Origin of the sequence: Niveibacterium sp. 24ML (assembly GCF_026586805.1) — a bacterium.
In the GTDB taxonomy this organism is placed as follows: domain Bacteria; phylum Pseudomonadota; class Gammaproteobacteria; order Burkholderiales; family Rhodocyclaceae; genus Niveibacterium.
In genome coordinates, this window is record NZ_JAPFHA010000041.1 from 1 (window position 1) to 14617 (window position 14617).

Annotated in this window: 11 protein-coding genes; 6 read left to right on the forward strand and 5 right to left on the reverse strand. The window is 64.3% G+C overall.

What is annotated here, in order from left to right:
* Window positions 1–248 precede the first annotated feature (248 nt).
* Genes OPU71_RS20545 through ilvD form a run of 3 tightly spaced genes read right to left on the reverse strand, consistent with a single transcriptional unit; the run spans window position 249 to window position 3054 of the window.
* Window positions 249–629, reverse strand: coding sequence for a methylglyoxal synthase (locus OPU71_RS20545; RefSeq protein ID WP_267729950.1), 381 nt, complete (start codon window positions 627–629; stop codon window positions 249–251).
* A 33-nt stretch (window positions 630–662) separates the two neighbouring features.
* Window positions 663–1148, reverse strand: a complete 486-nt coding sequence (locus OPU71_RS20550; RefSeq protein WP_267729951.1) for a YbaK/EbsC family protein — start codon at window positions 1146–1148, stop codon at window positions 663–665.
* 43 nt (window positions 1149–1191) lie between these two features.
* A complete protein-coding gene (ilvD, locus tag OPU71_RS20555) occupies window positions 1192–3054 on the reverse strand; it encodes a dihydroxy-acid dehydratase (RefSeq protein WP_267729953.1) in 1863 nt (620 codons plus the stop codon).
* Window positions 3055–3277: 223 nt separating this feature from the next.
* Between ilvD and lgt the strand changes: the two genes are divergently transcribed.
* Entirely contained in the window at window positions 3278–4132 is an 855-nt protein-coding gene (lgt, locus tag OPU71_RS20560) for a prolipoprotein diacylglyceryl transferase (protein WP_267729954.1), read from the forward strand.
* A gap of 48 nt (window positions 4133–4180) precedes the next feature.
* Here the strand turns inward: lgt and OPU71_RS20565 are convergent, their stop codons facing one another.
* On the reverse strand, window positions 4181–4756 hold the full coding sequence (locus OPU71_RS20565; RefSeq protein ID WP_267729955.1) for a hypothetical protein: 576 nt from the start codon (window positions 4754–4756) through the stop codon (window positions 4181–4183).
* Window positions 4757–4992: 236 nt separating this feature from the next.
* Here OPU71_RS20565 and OPU71_RS20570 point away from each other — a divergent pair, with 236 nt between their 5' ends.
* Window positions 4993–6099, forward strand: coding sequence for an efflux RND transporter periplasmic adaptor subunit (locus OPU71_RS20570; RefSeq protein ID WP_267729956.1), 1107 nt, complete (start codon window positions 4993–4995; stop codon window positions 6097–6099).
* Window positions 6100–6131: 32 nt separating this feature from the next.
* On the forward strand, window positions 6132–9329 hold the full coding sequence (locus OPU71_RS20575; protein ID WP_267729957.1) for an efflux RND transporter permease subunit: 3198 nt from the start codon (window positions 6132–6134) through the stop codon (window positions 9327–9329).
* 82 nt (window positions 9330–9411) lie between these two features.
* Here OPU71_RS20575 and pyrF read toward each other — a convergent pair whose 3' ends face one another.
* On the reverse strand, window positions 9412–10230 hold the full coding sequence (gene pyrF / locus OPU71_RS20580) for an orotidine-5'-phosphate decarboxylase (protein ID WP_267729958.1): 819 nt from the start codon (window positions 10228–10230) through the stop codon (window positions 9412–9414).
* Window positions 10231–10399: 169 nt separating this feature from the next.
* Here pyrF and OPU71_RS20585 point away from each other — a divergent pair, with 169 nt between their 5' ends.
* The 3 genes from OPU71_RS20585 to OPU71_RS20595 all read left to right on the forward strand — a co-directional run.
* Window positions 10400–12016 (forward strand): alpha-amylase family glycosyl hydrolase, encoded by a 1617-nt coding sequence (locus OPU71_RS20585; RefSeq protein ID WP_267729959.1) that lies wholly within the window; start codon window positions 10400–10402, stop codon window positions 12014–12016.
* A 160-nt stretch (window positions 12017–12176) separates the two neighbouring features.
* Window positions 12177–13796 carry an ABC-F family ATPase gene (locus tag OPU71_RS20590; RefSeq protein ID WP_267729960.1) on the forward strand — a complete coding sequence of 540 codons (1620 nt, stop codon included), beginning with the start codon at window positions 12177–12179 and terminating at the stop codon, window positions 13794–13796.
* Between the two features lie 149 nt (window positions 13797–13945).
* Window positions 13946–14617 (forward strand): radical SAM protein (locus OPU71_RS20595; RefSeq protein WP_267729962.1); only part of this gene is annotated, 672 nt, incomplete at its 3' end.

Sequence of the window (14617 nt, forward strand, 5' to 3'; positions counted from 1 at the left end):
CTCGCCGAACGCTTCGCCGCTTTCGTCGCTTTGTCCGCGTCCGTTATTTGGCTGGCTTGATTGTCAACAGACCCTAGGCTGTGTGCGTGCTGATCGGCTTTCTCACTAATGGTGTCGCTCATCTGTTTCGGCCGAGCTGGCGAAGCAACTTGAGCAGCAACGATTCGCCGAGGTGTGAAGGTTGCGCATAGGGTTGCGTGCCCGCTTCCAGACGGCGGGTCTCGTCGATCAGCATTCGACCTGGCGTGTCAAACAACCTCATCCAAAAGAATCGCCACCGTCAGCAGGTGAGCGCTGTTGAGGCAAGTCGCCAGCGGCACATCATGCACATCGCACACCCGCATCAGCGCGGCGATATCCGGCTCGTGGGGCTGGGCGGTCAGCGGGTCGCGCAGGAAGATGACCAGGTCGATGCGGCCTTCGGCGACCATCGCGCCGATCTGCTGGTCGCCGCCGAGCGGGCCACTGAGCAGGCCATGTACCGGCAGGCCGGTTTCCTCGCGGATGCGTTTGCTGGTGGTGCCGGTGCCGAGCAGCTTGCAGCGTTCAAGCCGGTCGCGGTGGGTCTTGGCGAAGGCGACCATCTGGTCTTTCTTGCCGTCGTGGGCAATCAGTGCAACGGTTTTCATTACGCGTGTCTCGTTTTCTTTTGTGTGATGTGTTCAGCCGGCGCGGATATCGCTCCAGTCGGCACCGGTGAGGGTGGCGAGCTGCGCTGGGGCGAGGGGGAAGACGGAGAAGGGCGTGCCGGCAGCCGCCCAGACCGTGCTGAAGCGTTGCAGATCGGCGTCGAGCAGCAGGCGCACAGCTTGCGCGTGGCCGAGCGGGGCGACGCCGCCGATGGCGTAGCCGGTGGCGCTGCGCACGAAGTCGGCATCGGCGCGTTTGAGCTTCTCGCCGACCAGCGCGGCGACTTTTTCTTCGCTGACGCGGTTGTCGCCGCTGGCGACGACCACGATCGCCTGCCCGCTCTGCGCGCCGCGGAAGACGATGGACTTGGCAATCTCGGCGACGCTGCAGCCGATCGCGGCAGCGGCTTCGGCCGAGGTGCGGGTGGGTTGGTCGAACTCGACGACCTTCACATCAAGGCCGTACTCATGAAGCAGTTGCTGGGTGCGCAGCGCGCTGGGGTGGGATGCGGGTTTCATTGTTGCAGCAGAAAAAAGCCCGGTCGAAACCGGGCTCTGTGGGTTAGCGCTTGAGTTGCGAGAGATCGCGTACGGCGCCGGTGTCGGCGCTGGTGGTCATGGCGGCGTAGGCCTGCAAGGCTTGCGAGACGGCACGCACGCGATTGGCGGGTTTCCAGGCCTTGGCGCCGCGCGCTTCCATCTCTGCCTGGCGACGCACGAGTTCCTGATCGCTCACCGCGAGGCGGATGCTGCGATTGGGGATGTCGATCTCGATCGTGTCGCCGTCGTGCACCAGGCCGATGATGCCGCCCATCGCGGCTTCGGGCGAGGCGTGGCCGATCGAGAGGCCCGAGGTGCCGCCGGAGAAGCGGCCGTCGGTGAGCAGCGCGCACTGCTTGCCGAGCCCGCGGCTCTTCAGGTAGCTGGTCGGGTAGAGCATCTCTTGCATGCCGGGGCCGCCCTTGGGGCCTTCGTAGCGGATCACCACCACATGGCCGGCTTCGACCTTGCCGCCGAGAATGCCTTCAACCGCGTCGTCCTGGCTCTCGAATACGATGGCCTTGCCGGTGAACTTCCAGATCGATTCGTCGACGCCTGCGGTCTTGACGATGCAGCCCTTCTCGGCAAGGTTGCCGCTGAGCACGGCGAGGCCGCCGTCCTTCGAGTAGGCGTGTTCAACGTCGCGGATGCAGCCGGCGGTGCGATCCATGTCGAGTTCAGGGAAACGCTTGTCCTGGCTGAATGCAACCTGGGTGGGCACGCCACCGGGGGCTGCCATGTAGAAGTTGAAGACGTCAGCGCTGTGGGCGTGCATCACGTCCCAGGTGTCGAGCGCGCCGCCGAGTGTCTTGCTGTGTACCGTGTGGCACTCGCGGTGCAGCAGGCCGCCGCGGGCGAGTTCGCCGAGGATGCCCATCACGCCGCCGGCGCGGTGCACGTCTTCGATGTGGTACTTGTCGGTCATCGGCGCGACCTTGCAGAGGCAGGGCACCTTGCGCGAGATGCGGTCGATGTCTTTCATCTTGAAGTCGACCTGCGCTTCATGCGCGGCGGCCAGCAGGTGCAGCACCGTGTTGGTGGAGCCGCCCATCGCAACATCGAGTGCAACGGCGTTCTCGAAGGCCTCGAAGGTGGCGATCGAGCGCGGCAGCACCGATGCATCGTTGTGCTCGTAGTACTTGCGTGCAATCTCGACCGCGAGGCGCCCGGCACGCAGGAAGAGCTGCTTGCGATCAGCGTGCGTCGCGACGATCGTGCCGTTGCCCGGCAGCGAGAGGCCCAAGGCTTCGGTGAGGCAGTTCATCGAGTTGGCGGTGAACATGCCCGAACACGAACCGCAGGTGGGGCAGGCCGAGCGCTCGACTTCTTCGACTTCGGCATCGCTGATGGCGGTGTCCGCGGCCTTGACCATGGCGTCGACCAGGTCGAGTTTGATGACTTTCTGCCCCGCCGGATCGGCCACGGTGACCTTGCCCGCTTCCATCGGGCCGCCGGAGACGAACACGGTGGGGATGTTCAGGCGTAGCGCGGCCATCAGCATGCCGGGGGTGATCTTGTCGCAGTTGCTGATGCAGACCAGCGCATCGGCGCAGTGCGCATTGACCATGTATTCGACCGAGTCGGCGATCAACTCGCGCGAGGGTAGCGAGTACAGCATGCCGCCGTGGCCCATCGCGATGCCGTCATCCACCGCAATGGTGTTGAATTCCTTGGCGACGCCGCCGGCCGCTTCGATCTCGCGCGCGACCAGTTGGCCCAGATCCTTCAGGTGCACATGGCCTGGTACAAACTGGGTGAAGCTGTTCGCGATGGCGATGATCGGCTTGTCGAAATCGCCATCCTTCATGCCGGTGGCACGCCACAGGGCGCGGGCGCCGGCCATGTTGCGGCCGTGGGTCGTGGTGCGGGAACGGTATTCGGGCATCGTGTTCACTCCAGAAAAAGGCGCTTGAAGCGCCCGGCAACGGCGCTGTGGCGACGTCACCGATACAATTCGGTTTTCCGGAACGCGTGACCGGCAGTTTCCGGCTTTCCGGCCCGCACGGTTGGTGCGGCCCGAAGGCGGACAAGAACGCCGGCGCTGAGGTGGGTCACACCGCCTCGCATCCGAACTAAACCTTGATTCTAGCTAATCCCAGGGCCTTGCCATGCTTGTTCATCCCCAGTTTGATCCGATTGCCGCGTCCCTGGGCCCGCTCGCCGTTCGCTGGTACGGCCTGATGTACCTGATCGCCTTCATCCTCTTCGTCACGCTGGGCAAGTGGCGTGCCAAGAACGGCCCGGTGAAGGGCTGGGTTGAAAAGGATCTGGACGATCTGCTCTTCTGGGGCGTGCTCGGCGTGGTCTTGGGCGGGCGCCTGGGCTACGTGCTGTTCTACAAGTTTGGCTACTACGCTGCGCATCCGCTGGAAATACTGGCCGTGTGGCAAGGCGGCATGAGTTTTCACGGTGGCTTTCTCGGCGTGCTGGTGGCCTTGTGGTTCTTCGGCCGCAAAACTGGGCGCAGCTTCCTGCAGGTGGGCGACTTCGTTGCGCCGCTGGTGCCGCTGGGGCTGGCGGCGGGGCGCATGGGCAACTTCATCAACGGCGAATTGTGGGGCCGCGTTACTTCGCCGGATGCATGGTGGGCGATGGTCTTCCCGCAGGCGGCGAGCGAAGACCGCGCGATGGCGCTGGTCGATCCGGTGTTGATGCCGCTGATGGTGCAGTTTGGCGGCCTGCCGCGCCATGCGTCGCAGCTTTACCAGTTCGCGCTCGAAGGGCTGATGCTGTTCGTGATTCTGTGGCTGCTGTCGAAGAAGCCGCGGCCGGTGGGCTTTATGAGCGCGTGCTTCCTGATCGGCTATGGCAGCTTCCGCTTCATCGCCGAATTCGCACGGCAGCCTGACGATTTTCTGGGCCTGCTTGCCGGCCAGCTCTCGATGGGTCAGTGGCTGAGCCTGCCGATGATCGCCGCCGGCGTGGTGATGATGGCGCTGAGCCTGCGCGGCAAGTTGCGCTGAAATGCAAACGGGGGCCACGGCCCCCGTTCTGCCAGTGGTGCAGCGGGCTCAGTTGAGTTCGTCGTAGCGGTAGTACTTGGTGCCCTTGGCGGTCAGCTCCAGCGCCAGGCCGTCGCCCTGCAACTGGTAAAGCCAGACGCCGTCCGAAACAGCGGCCGCGCCCGCGAAGGCGCTGCCCTTTTTGTCCATCTGGGCGGTGGCGTTGGCTTGTCCGGAGGCTTCGAAACTGCCGGACTTGAACTTCTTTAACGCCGCTTCATCACGGAAGACCCAGACGAGCGAAAACTTCTTCGCGCCCATGCCGAGCCCGGCCTGCACTTCAACCATCTTCATGAAGGTCTCTTTGCCTGACTTGTCGAATGCGATGCCCTTGCCGGTGCCGCTGCCCGCCACGAGTATCTTGACGCCGAAGTTGTTGATCACCGCGTAGCCGGCGGCGCCGGCAATCGCAGATCTGGCGCCCGGTTGCAGTTTGTAGAGCTTGTTCAGCGTTGCATTGACATCCTTGCGGATCGTCGCGCGCTCCTTGTCCTTTTCTTTGTCGCTCATCGCGGCGGGTGCCAGTGCAGGCGCCAGGCCGATCAGAAGTGCAAGGGCAAATCCCAACATCCTTGCTGAGTGCATGGTGTGTGTTCTCCTTGTGTGGTGGGCGCGTTTGATGCCACTGCCTGCTGCCGATTGACGTGCAGCCTCGCGCGGATCCGGCTGCGCCGCCGCGGGGCCGCAGCTCTGATTATGTGTGCGAATGTATCGTTATGTCGCAATTGCCATACAAGCGCATGCGGGCGACGGTAAGCTCGCACGACCTTTTGCTCCTGTGATCCTGATCAAAAATGACGCCTTGCCCCGGAGTACCCCGCATGTCGCGCCTTGTTGCCCTGCTTACCGCTGTGCTGCTGGGCGCAAGCCTGGTTGCCTGCAGCCCGAACAAATCTGACGCAAGTGCTGGCAAGCCGGCGGCGCCGGCATTGCTGCTGGCGCCCGAGGATGTCGTGCGTGTCGAGTCGGCCTTGCACGCCGGCGGCCCGGTGCTGACCGGCTCACTTCAACCGGAACGCCGCGCCGATCTGCGCGCCGAGGTCTCGGCCACTGTGCTGCAGGTGCTGCGCGACAACGGCGACGTGGTGCGCCGCGGCGATCTGCTGGTCCGCATGGACGACACCTCGATCCGCGATGCACTCTCGTCGGCCCAGGAGGCGGCTCGCGCGGCCGAGCGTTCGGTGGATCAGTCCGAACGCCAGTTCAAGCGCCTGATCACCTTGCAGGGCCAGGGCATGAGCTCGACCCAGTCGGTTGAAGACGCCGAGGCGCGCCGCAACCAGGCGCTGAGTGATCTGGCGGCGGCCAAGGCGCGGGTGGTGGCGGCGCGGCAACAGTTGCAGCGCACCGAAGTGCGTGCCCCCTTCGATGGCGTGGTGAGCGATCGCAAGGTTTCGGCCGGCGATACCGCACAGATCGGCAAGGAACTGCTCAAGGTGATCGACCCGGCCAGCATGCGTTTCGAAGGGCTGGTGTCGGTCGAACGGGTGGCCGAAATCAAGCCGGGCCAGGTCGTTCACTTCCGTGTCTCGGGCGCGGAGCGCGCGGCGTTTTCGGGCCGCGTGCAGCACATCGCGCCGAGTGCCGACGAGGTGACCCGCCAGGTCTCGGTGCGCGTGGCGGTGGAAGGCGATGTGCCGCGGGTGGCAGGCCTCTATGCCGAAGGGCAGGTCGTGACCTCGGGTCAGGCGGTGCCCATGCTGCGGGAAGCCTCGCTGACGCGCGCCGGCGATAAGGTCTACGCCTGGCGCGTGGCCGGCAATACCTTGCAGAAGGCCGAACTGGCGCTGGGTGATCGCGACGCGCGCAGCGGCTTGTGGGTGGTGCGAAGCGGTGTCGCGAGCGGTGACGAAGTGCTGCGCGCACCGGGTTCGTCGCTGGTGGATGGCCAGGCCGTCTCGCGTGTTGCCGCGAAGGCAAGCAAGTAAATCGCCCCCCTCATTTAGCGAGCTGCCACGCCATGTTCTTGTCTGATTTCAGTATCCGCCGCCCGGTCGCGATGATCGTGATCATCCTGGCGCTGATGTTTGCCGGCCTGCTGGCGCTCAAGAAATTGCGCGTCAACCAGATCCCCGATGTGCAGCCGCCCGTGCTGATGATCAATATCGCGTATCCCGGCGCGTCACCCGACTCGGTTGAGCGCGAAATCGTTAACCGCGTCGAGAAGGCCCTGCAGAGCATTTCGGGCGTTGATGAACTTCACGCGACCGCTTCGGAAGGCAATGCATCGATCTGGCTGATCTTCAAGTTCAGCAAGAACATGGTCGAGGCGGCCGATGAAGTGCGCAACGCCATCGCCACCGTGCGCTACAAGCTGCCGGTGGAAATGCGCGAGCCAGTGCTCGAACGCATTGACCCGTCGGCCGAGCCGATCATGCAATTGGCGCTGTCGTCGTCTTCGCAAAGCCTCGCCGAGCTTTCGCGTCTGGCCGAGGATGATCTTGCCGATCGCTTCCGTGGCATTCCCGGTGTGTCGGTGGTTGATGTGGTGGGCTCGCTGCGGCGTGAGCTTTCAGTCTTGCTGCATGCCGAAAAACTGCGTGCCTTCAATATCTCGGTCGCCGAGGTGGTGGCGGCGCTGCGGGCACAGAACGCCACCGCCCCGGTGGGCAAGGTGCGCGGCGAGTTGCAGGATCAGAGCATCCGCCTGGTCGGGCGCATCGAGCGGCCAGCCGAGTTCGAACAGATCGTGGTTCAGCGCCGGGGTGAGCAGGTGGTGCGGCTCGGCCAGGTGGCGACCGTGCGCGACGGTTTCGCCGATGTCACCGGTTTGTCGGTGCGCAACGGGCAGCCGAACGTGGGCCTTTCGATTACTCGCTCGCGCGATTCCTCAACTGTGGCGATTGCCGATCTGGTGCGTGCCAAGGTGGCGGAGATCAACAAGTCTCTGCCCAAGGGCACGCAGCTTGAGGTGACCCGCGACGGAGGAGAAGATGCCCAGAGCAGCCTGGACAACGTGGTGCACGCACTGGTCTTCGGCGCCTGCCTGACAATCTTCGTTGTGTATGCCTTCCTCAACTCCTGGCGTTCCACGCTGATCACCGCACTGGCCTTGCCGACATCGGTGATTGCCGCCTTCATCGCGGTCTGGCTGTGCGGCTTCTCACTCAATTTCATGAGCCTGCTGGGCTTGTCGCTCGCGATCGGGGTGCTGATCGACGATGCCATCGTGGTGCGCGAGAACATTGTCCGGCACATGGAGGCGGGCGAAGATCGGATGACGGCGGCGCTCAAGGGAACGGCCGAAATCGGTCTGGCGGTGGCGGCCACCACCTTCTCGATCGTCGCAGTGTTCGTGCCGGTGGCCTTCATGCAGGGCATGTCGGGCGAGTGGTTCCGCCCCTTCGGCCTTACGGTGGTGACCTCGGTGCTGGTGAGCCTGTTCATCAGCTTTACGCTGGACCCGATGCTGTCGGCCTACTGGGGCGATCCGCCGGGGCACCATCTGCAGCCGCGGCGCGGCCTGGGCAAGGTGCTGGTGCGCTTCAACACCTGGTTCGATCACCAGTCCGATCGTTATGGCCGGGTCATCGCCTGGGCGTTGCACCACCGCAAGTGGATGTTCGCTTTTGCCGCGGCGAGCTTCGTGGGAGCGATTGCGCTGCAGGTGGCCTTCGGCGGATCGAGCTTCCTGCCGGCTTCTGACAGTTCGATGATCGCGATCGAAATCCGCACGCCCGCTTCTAGCAGCCTTGAGTACTCGCGCCGCAAGATTGAGAACGCCGCTGCGCTGGCGCGCGAAATCAAGGAAGTGAAGGCAACCGACAGCCAGATCAACCCGAGCGGTGGCCGTATCTATGTCGATATCGGCAAGAGCACCGAGCGCACCCGTGACGCGCAGGCGGTGGCTACCGAACTGCGCGAGCGGCTCAAGCGCCTGGTGGGTGCCGAATACGTGGTGCTGGACGATCTGAACAACGGCGCGCAGAAGCCGGTGCAGATCCGCTTCTACGGTGAGGATTCGCGCCAGTTGCAGGCCTTGGCGAGCGACTTTATGGCACGCCTGCGCCTGGTGCCGGGGGCGGTGGATGTCGGCCTCTCTGAGCAGGATCCGCAAGATGAACTACGCATCGATCTTGATCGCGGTCTCGCCAATGCGCTGGGGATTTCGGTGAGCGATACGGCGCAAACGCTGCGGGTTGCCTTCGCCGGGGTTGAGGTGGGCGACTGGGTGGACCCGGTTGGCGAGACGCGTGATGTGTCGGTGCGCCTGGCGCCGGAGGATCGGGTGGATGCCAGCAATATCGAGCGCCTGCCGATCGCCGTGGCCGGCAGCGGGGTCGTCGTGCCGCTTGACCAGATTGCGACCGTGACGATGGGCAAGGGGCCCTCGAAGATCCAGCACAAGGATGGCAAGCGCATGGTCAGCGTGTCGGCCAACGCGCAGGGGCGCTCGCCCGGCGAAGTGACGGCCGACGCTCTCAAGCTGGCGAAGTCGATCGAGTTCCCGCCCGGCTATGGGCTTGAACTGGGTGGCGCGTCGGAAGACCAGCAGGAAGTCTTCACCGCCATGGCGATCGCGCTGATCGCCGGCATCGGCATGATGTTCTTCGTGCTGGTGATCCAGTTCGGTTCATTCACCGCGCCGCTGCCGGTGATGATGTCCTTGCCCTTGTCCTTGATCGGCGTGGTGCTGGCCTTGCTGGCGACCGGCGGTACGATGAACCTGATGAGCCTGATCGGCGTGATCATGCTGATGGGCCTGGTGGCGAAGAACGCGATCCTGCTGCTGGATGCGGCGCGCAAGCTCGAAGCCGAAGGGGTCGATCGCGAAGAAGCGCTGATGGCCGCCGGCCGCAAGCGGCTGCGCCCGATCCTGATGACGACCTTCGCCTTGATCGCCGGCATGGTGCCGGTGGCGGTGGGCGTGGGTGAGGGCGGTGAGTTCTACCGCCCGATGGCGGTCGCGATCATCGGCGGCACGATCACTTCAACGCTGCTGACTTTGCTGGTGATTCCGAGTTTCTACGATTCGATCGAGATCTCGCGCGTGAGTGCGATGGCGAAGTACCGGGCGCGCGCCGCGCGTTACAACCCCTTCCTCGCGTTTGTCGTGACGCTGGCCGAGGCGTTTGCCACCTTGCTGCTGCTGCGCTTTGTCTGGCGGATGGGCGGTCGCTTGCTGGGCTTGCGCCATCGGCGGCCGGCGCCGGTCTGATCGGCGCTGGCACCAAGCAAACGGGCCACGGTGCTGACACGCCGTGGCCCGTTTGCTTGGCGGGGCTGCGCCCCAATCGGTATCAGCGGCGGTAGCGGTTGATCTCGTCGCGGGTAGCCAGCGCGACTTCGCGCGCCTTGGCGGCGAAGTCTTCGCCCGAGCCAGCGTAGAGGATCGCGCGCGACGACGAGATCATCAGTCCTGCACCTGCGGCAGTGCGACCCGCCTTGACGGTGGCTTCCACATCGCCGCCCTGTGCGCCGATGCCGGGCACCAGCAGCGGCACGTCGCCGACGATCGCGCGCACGTCGGCAAGTTCCTGCGGGAAGGTGGCGCCCACCACCAGCGCGGCCTGGCCGTGCGGGTTCCACTTGGTCGCGACGAGTTCGGCGACATGCTGGTAGAGCTTGCGGCCGCCGGCCATTTCAAGAAACTGCAGATCCGAGCCGCCGGGGTTGGAGGTGCGGCACAGCACGATGAGGCCGCGATCCTTCCACTCAAGGTAGGGCTCGACCGAGTCGAAGCCCATGTAGGGGTTCACCGTCAGCGCGTCGGCCTTGTAGCGTTCGAAGGCCTCGCGCGCATACTGCTGTGCGGTGGCGCCGATGTCGCCGCGCTTGGCGTCCAGCACCACCGGCACTTGCGGGTGCTTGGCGTGGATATGTTCGATCAGTGCTTCGAGCTGGTCTTCGGCGCGGGCGGCGGCGAAGTAGGCGATCTGCGGTTTGAAGGCGCAGGCCAGGTCGGCGGTGGCGTCGGCGATCGCGCGGCAGAACTCGAACACCGCATCCGGGCGCCCTTTCAGGTGAGCCGGAAATTTGTCCGGATCGGGATCAAGCCCGACGCAGAGCAAGGAATCGTGGGCGGCCCAAGCGGCCTGCAGCTTCGAACGAAAATCCATATCAAGGTCCTCTGGCGCAATGTCCGCATTCTACCTTCGCCGTCGGCGGGCCTCACCGGGCGCGGGCGCCAATGACAAACGCTTGGGCGGTGCGGACAAGACAAAGCCCCTGCTGCGGGCTCAGAATTGCTGCCAGGAAGTGCCTATCCACCCGACTTGAAGGACCACCATGCGCCCCGTTGCCCCACTTGCCTTACTCCCGCTGCTTTTGCTTGCCGCCTGTGGTGGCGGCGGTGATGAATCGCCGACGCCGCAACCGCCCATCGTGTTGCCGGACGCGGACGTATCCCCGATCACCGCATCGAATACGGCGTCGAGCTTGCCCGAGACCTGGAAGCAGGGGCCCTTTGCCGAGATTTATGTGCGGGGCTACAAGGACAGCGACGGCGACGGCATCGGTGATCTCAAAGGCCTGATCCAGCAGCTCGATTACCTGCAGGAGCTCGGCGTGACGGGTATCTGGCTGATGCCGATCACCCAGTCGCAGGACAATGACCACGGTTACGCGGTGAGCGATTACCGGGCGGTGGAGAAACAGTACGGTTCGCTGGCCGATTTCGACGAACTGCTCACACAGGCCCATGCGCGTGGCATTGGCGTGATCATCGACTATGTGATGAACCACAGCGCCGCGCAGAACCCTCTCTTCCTCAATTCGAGCGGCGCCAAGGACGGCGCCCGGCGTAACTGGTACGTGTGGTCCGACACCAAGCCGAGCGGCTGGGCGATCTACGGCAACGACCCGTGGTACCAGAAGAGCACCGGTTACTACTTCGCCGGTTTCTGGAACCAGATGCCGGACTTCAATCTGCGCAATGCCGATGTGCTGGCCTACCACCACAGTAGCATGCGCTTCTGGTTGAACCGGGGGGTCGATGGCTTCCGCTTCGACGCGGTGGGCAACCTGGTTGAAAACGGCGCCAGTGCGTGGGAGAGCCAGCCGGAGAACCACCCGATCATGGCCAACATCCGCACCATGCTCAACGGCTACAACAATCGCTACATGGTTTGCGAAGCGCCGGCCGCGCCGCTTGCGTTCAACAGTTCTTGCGGCAGCGCCTTCGCCTTCGGGCACAACTACGAGATCGTCAAGGCTGCGCGCGGCAACCTCACTGCGATTGCAAACGTGGCCGACTACTTCAAGAACAACCCCGGCGGCATGGCGACGATGGTGTCCAACCACGACAATTTTGCCGGCGCACGCCTGTGGGATCAGCTTGGCGGCCAGCCTTCGCAGTACCGCCTGGCTGCCGCCACCTACCTGCTGCAACCGGGCGTGCCCTTCATCTACTACGGTGAGGAGATCGGCATGGCGGGCGGCACCGGGCTGACCGGTGACTGGAGCCTGCGCACCCCCATGAGCTGGACGGGCGACACGTCCAAGGCGGGCTTTACCACCGGTACGCCCTTCCGTGCCCTGTCCAGCAATGTGGCAGGCCAGAACGTGGCCGCCCAGCAGGCTGATCCGAACTCCTTGCTCGCGTTCTACAAGACGATGATTGCGCTGCGCAAGCAACTGCCATCGCTTTCGGGCGGAACGTACGAACAGGCGCAGGCCGTTGGCAGCGCGATCCGTTTCGTTCGCAAGGCCGGTAATGAGACGACGGTCGTCGTCATCAACTACGGCAACGGCAGCACCACGCTGACCGTGCCGGGCGTCGGGGCGGGGACTGTCGTCAAACCGGCTTACCCGGCAGGTGGTACCTCACTGACGGCCGACGGTGCCGGCAGCGTCACGGTCACGGTGCCGGCGGGCAAGTTCGCGGTGTACTCCACCGGCGCCTGAGAGCGCCGCGCCCGATGAAAGGCCCGGCTTCGGCCGGGCGTTTTTCTTTCTGCGGGGCACGCCCAAGTCATTGAGCTAGCAGAAGTTTTCGTCTTTCGGGTACAATTGCCGGCTTTTTTGCGGGCGACTTCCGCCTGCGCCGCCTGAAGGATTTTCCGCCGTGCTCGTCGCAAACAACATCACCATGCAGTTCGGCGCCAAGCCCCTGTTCGAGAACGTCTCGATCAAGTTCGGCGACGGCAACCGTTACGGCCTCATCGGCGCCAACGGCGCGGGCAAGTCGACCTTCATGAAGATCCTTGCTGGCGTGCTGGAGCCTTCAAGCGGCAACGTGTCGCTCGACTCCGGCGAGCGCATGGCCTTCCTGCGGCAGGACCAGTTCGCCTACGAAGACCAGCGCGTGATCGACGTGGTGATGCAGGGCCATGAGCAGATGTGGGCCTGCATGAAAGAGAAGGACGCGATCTACGCGAACCCCGAGGCCACCGAAGACGACTACATGCACGCCGCCGAGCTGGAGGCGCACTTTGCCGAGTACGACGGTTACACCGCCGAAGCACGCGCGGGCGAGCTGCTGCTGGGCGTGGGCATCCCGACCGAGCAGCACACCGGCCCGATGAGCGAAGTGGCGCCGGGCTGGAAGCTGCGGGTGCTGCTGTGCCAGGCCCTGTTCGCGAACCCCGACATCCTCTTGCTCGACGAGCCGACCAACAACCTCGACATCAACACCATCCGCTGGCTGGAAGGCGTGCTGAACAACCGCAACAGCACGATGATCATCATCTCGCACGACCGCCACTTCCTGAATCAGGTCTGTACCCACATGGCTGACCTGGACTACGGCCGTATCCAGACTTACCCCGGCAACTGGGACGACTACATGGAAGCCGCGCAGCAGGCGCGCGAGCAGCAGGCCCGCGACAACGCGCGCGCCAAGGAAAAGGTTGCCGAGCTGCAGGAATTTGTACGCCGCTTCTCGGCCAACAAATCCAAGGCGCGCCAGGCAACCAGTCGCGCCAAGCAGATCGAGAAGATCAAGATCGAGGACTTCAAGCCTTCGAGCCGTCAGTATCCGTGGATCCGCTTCGACTACGACGAGAAAGAAAAGCTGCACCGCCAGGCGGTGGAACTGGAAAACGTTACCTTCGGCTACGAGCCGGGCAAGACGATCATCAAGAACTTCAGCTTCGCCGCCGACGCCGGCGACAAGATCGCGATCATCGGCGAGAACGGTGTCGGCAAGACCACCCTGCTCAAGCTGCTGATGGGCGAACTCAAGCCGCAGTACGGCACGGTGAAGTGGGCGGAGAAGGCCAAGCTCGGCTACTACGCGCAGGATCACGCGGCCGATTTCGAGAGCGGCGAAAACCTCACCGACTGGATCTCCGGCTATGTGCGTGAAGGCGGCTACGAGGGTGATGATGCGGTGACGCTGATCCGCGGCACGCTCGGCCGCCTGCTCTTCAAGGGCGACGACGTGAAGAAGTCGGTCAAGGTGATCTCGGGCGGCGAGCAGGGCCGCATGCTGTTCGGCAAGCTGATGCTCCAGCGCAAGAACGTGCTGCTGCTCGACGAGCCGACCAACCACATGGACATGGAGTCCATCGAATCCCTCAACGCCGGCGTGATGGATTTCAACGGCACGCTGCTGTTCGTCTCGCACGACCGCGAGTTCGTCGGCTCGGTCGCCACCCGCATCATCGAGATCAAGCAAGACGGCAGCATCGTCGACTACCGCGGTACCTACGACGAGTATCTGCACTCGCAGGGTGTGGAGTAAGCGCTCGCCAACACGGCAAAAAGCCGGCCTGCGGGCCGGCTTATTTTTTGCCCTTCACCTGACAAACCTGCAAGGGGTTTGACCTCGCTCCATACGGCGCGCGGAGCGAGCGTGAACAATCCCGCTCCCCCGATCTTTTTCCCTGCACCATGTCACTTCAGCCTGTCACCCTGGTTCGTCGCCCCGATCGTGCCGCGAGCACCCCCCCGCTCATCGGCGATCGCGTCGAGCTGCAACTTCTGACCACGCTGCAGTGCAACCTCAAATGCACCTACTGTTCGATCGCCGAAGGGGATGTGCTTGGCTCTCAGGGCCGTGTCGCCTACGAAGTGAGCGCGCTTGACCCCTTCGTCGCGACCCACCTCGCCGGCAAGGACGTGTACGTCACCTTCTATGGCGGTGAGCCGACGCTCAACCGCAGCTTCATGGAAGCGGTGATGACGCGCTACCCGCACTTCCGCTTCCAGCTGCAGACCAACGGCACGCTGCTCGACGATCTGCCGGACTGGGTGCTGCAGCGCCTCGACAACATCCTCGTCTCGATCGACGGTGGCGAAACCGTCACCGATGGCTATCGCGGGCGCGGCATCTATCGGCAGGTGATGCGCAACGTCCAGCGCGTTCATGCACGGGTCGGTGGCTCACTGACGGCGCGCATGACCTGGTCGAGCGACACGATCGACCTGCCGCAGATCGAAGCACTGCTCGAACGCTTCGACTACCTCTACTTCCAGTTCGTTGCCGACCATGCCTACGGCGAGGGGGGGGGGGGGGGGGGGGGGGGGGGGGGGGGGGGGGGGGGGGGGGGGGGGGGGGGGGGG

Excerpts from the sequence above, each read along its gene's own strand:
- OPU71_RS20585 (WP_267729959.1), top strand. The coding sequence starts at position 10,400 with ATGCGCCCCGTTGCCCCACTTGCCTTACTCCCGCTGCTTTTGCTTGCC.
- ilvD (WP_267729953.1), bottom strand. The coding sequence starts at position 3,054 with ATGCCCGAATACCGTTCCCGCACCACGACCCACGGCCGCAACATGGCC.
- lgt (WP_267729954.1), top strand. The coding sequence starts at position 3,278 with ATGCTTGTTCATCCCCAGTTTGATCCGATTGCCGCGTCCCTGGGCCCG.
- OPU71_RS20565 (WP_267729955.1), bottom strand. The coding sequence starts at position 4,756 with ATGCACTCAGCAAGGATGTTGGGATTTGCCCTTGCACTTCTGATCGGC.
- OPU71_RS20550 (WP_267729951.1), bottom strand. The coding sequence starts at position 1,148 with ATGAAACCCGCATCCCACCCCAGCGCGCTGCGCACCCAGCAACTGCTT.
- OPU71_RS20545 (WP_267729950.1), bottom strand. The coding sequence starts at position 629 with ATGAAAACCGTTGCACTGATTGCCCACGACGGCAAGAAAGACCAGATG.
- OPU71_RS20575 (WP_267729957.1), top strand. The coding sequence starts at position 6,132 with ATGTTCTTGTCTGATTTCAGTATCCGCCGCCCGGTCGCGATGATCGTG.
- OPU71_RS20570 (WP_267729956.1), top strand. The coding sequence starts at position 4,993 with ATGTCGCGCCTTGTTGCCCTGCTTACCGCTGTGCTGCTGGGCGCAAGC.
- pyrF (WP_267729958.1), bottom strand. The coding sequence starts at position 10,230 with ATGGATTTTCGTTCGAAGCTGCAGGCCGCTTGGGCCGCCCACGATTCC.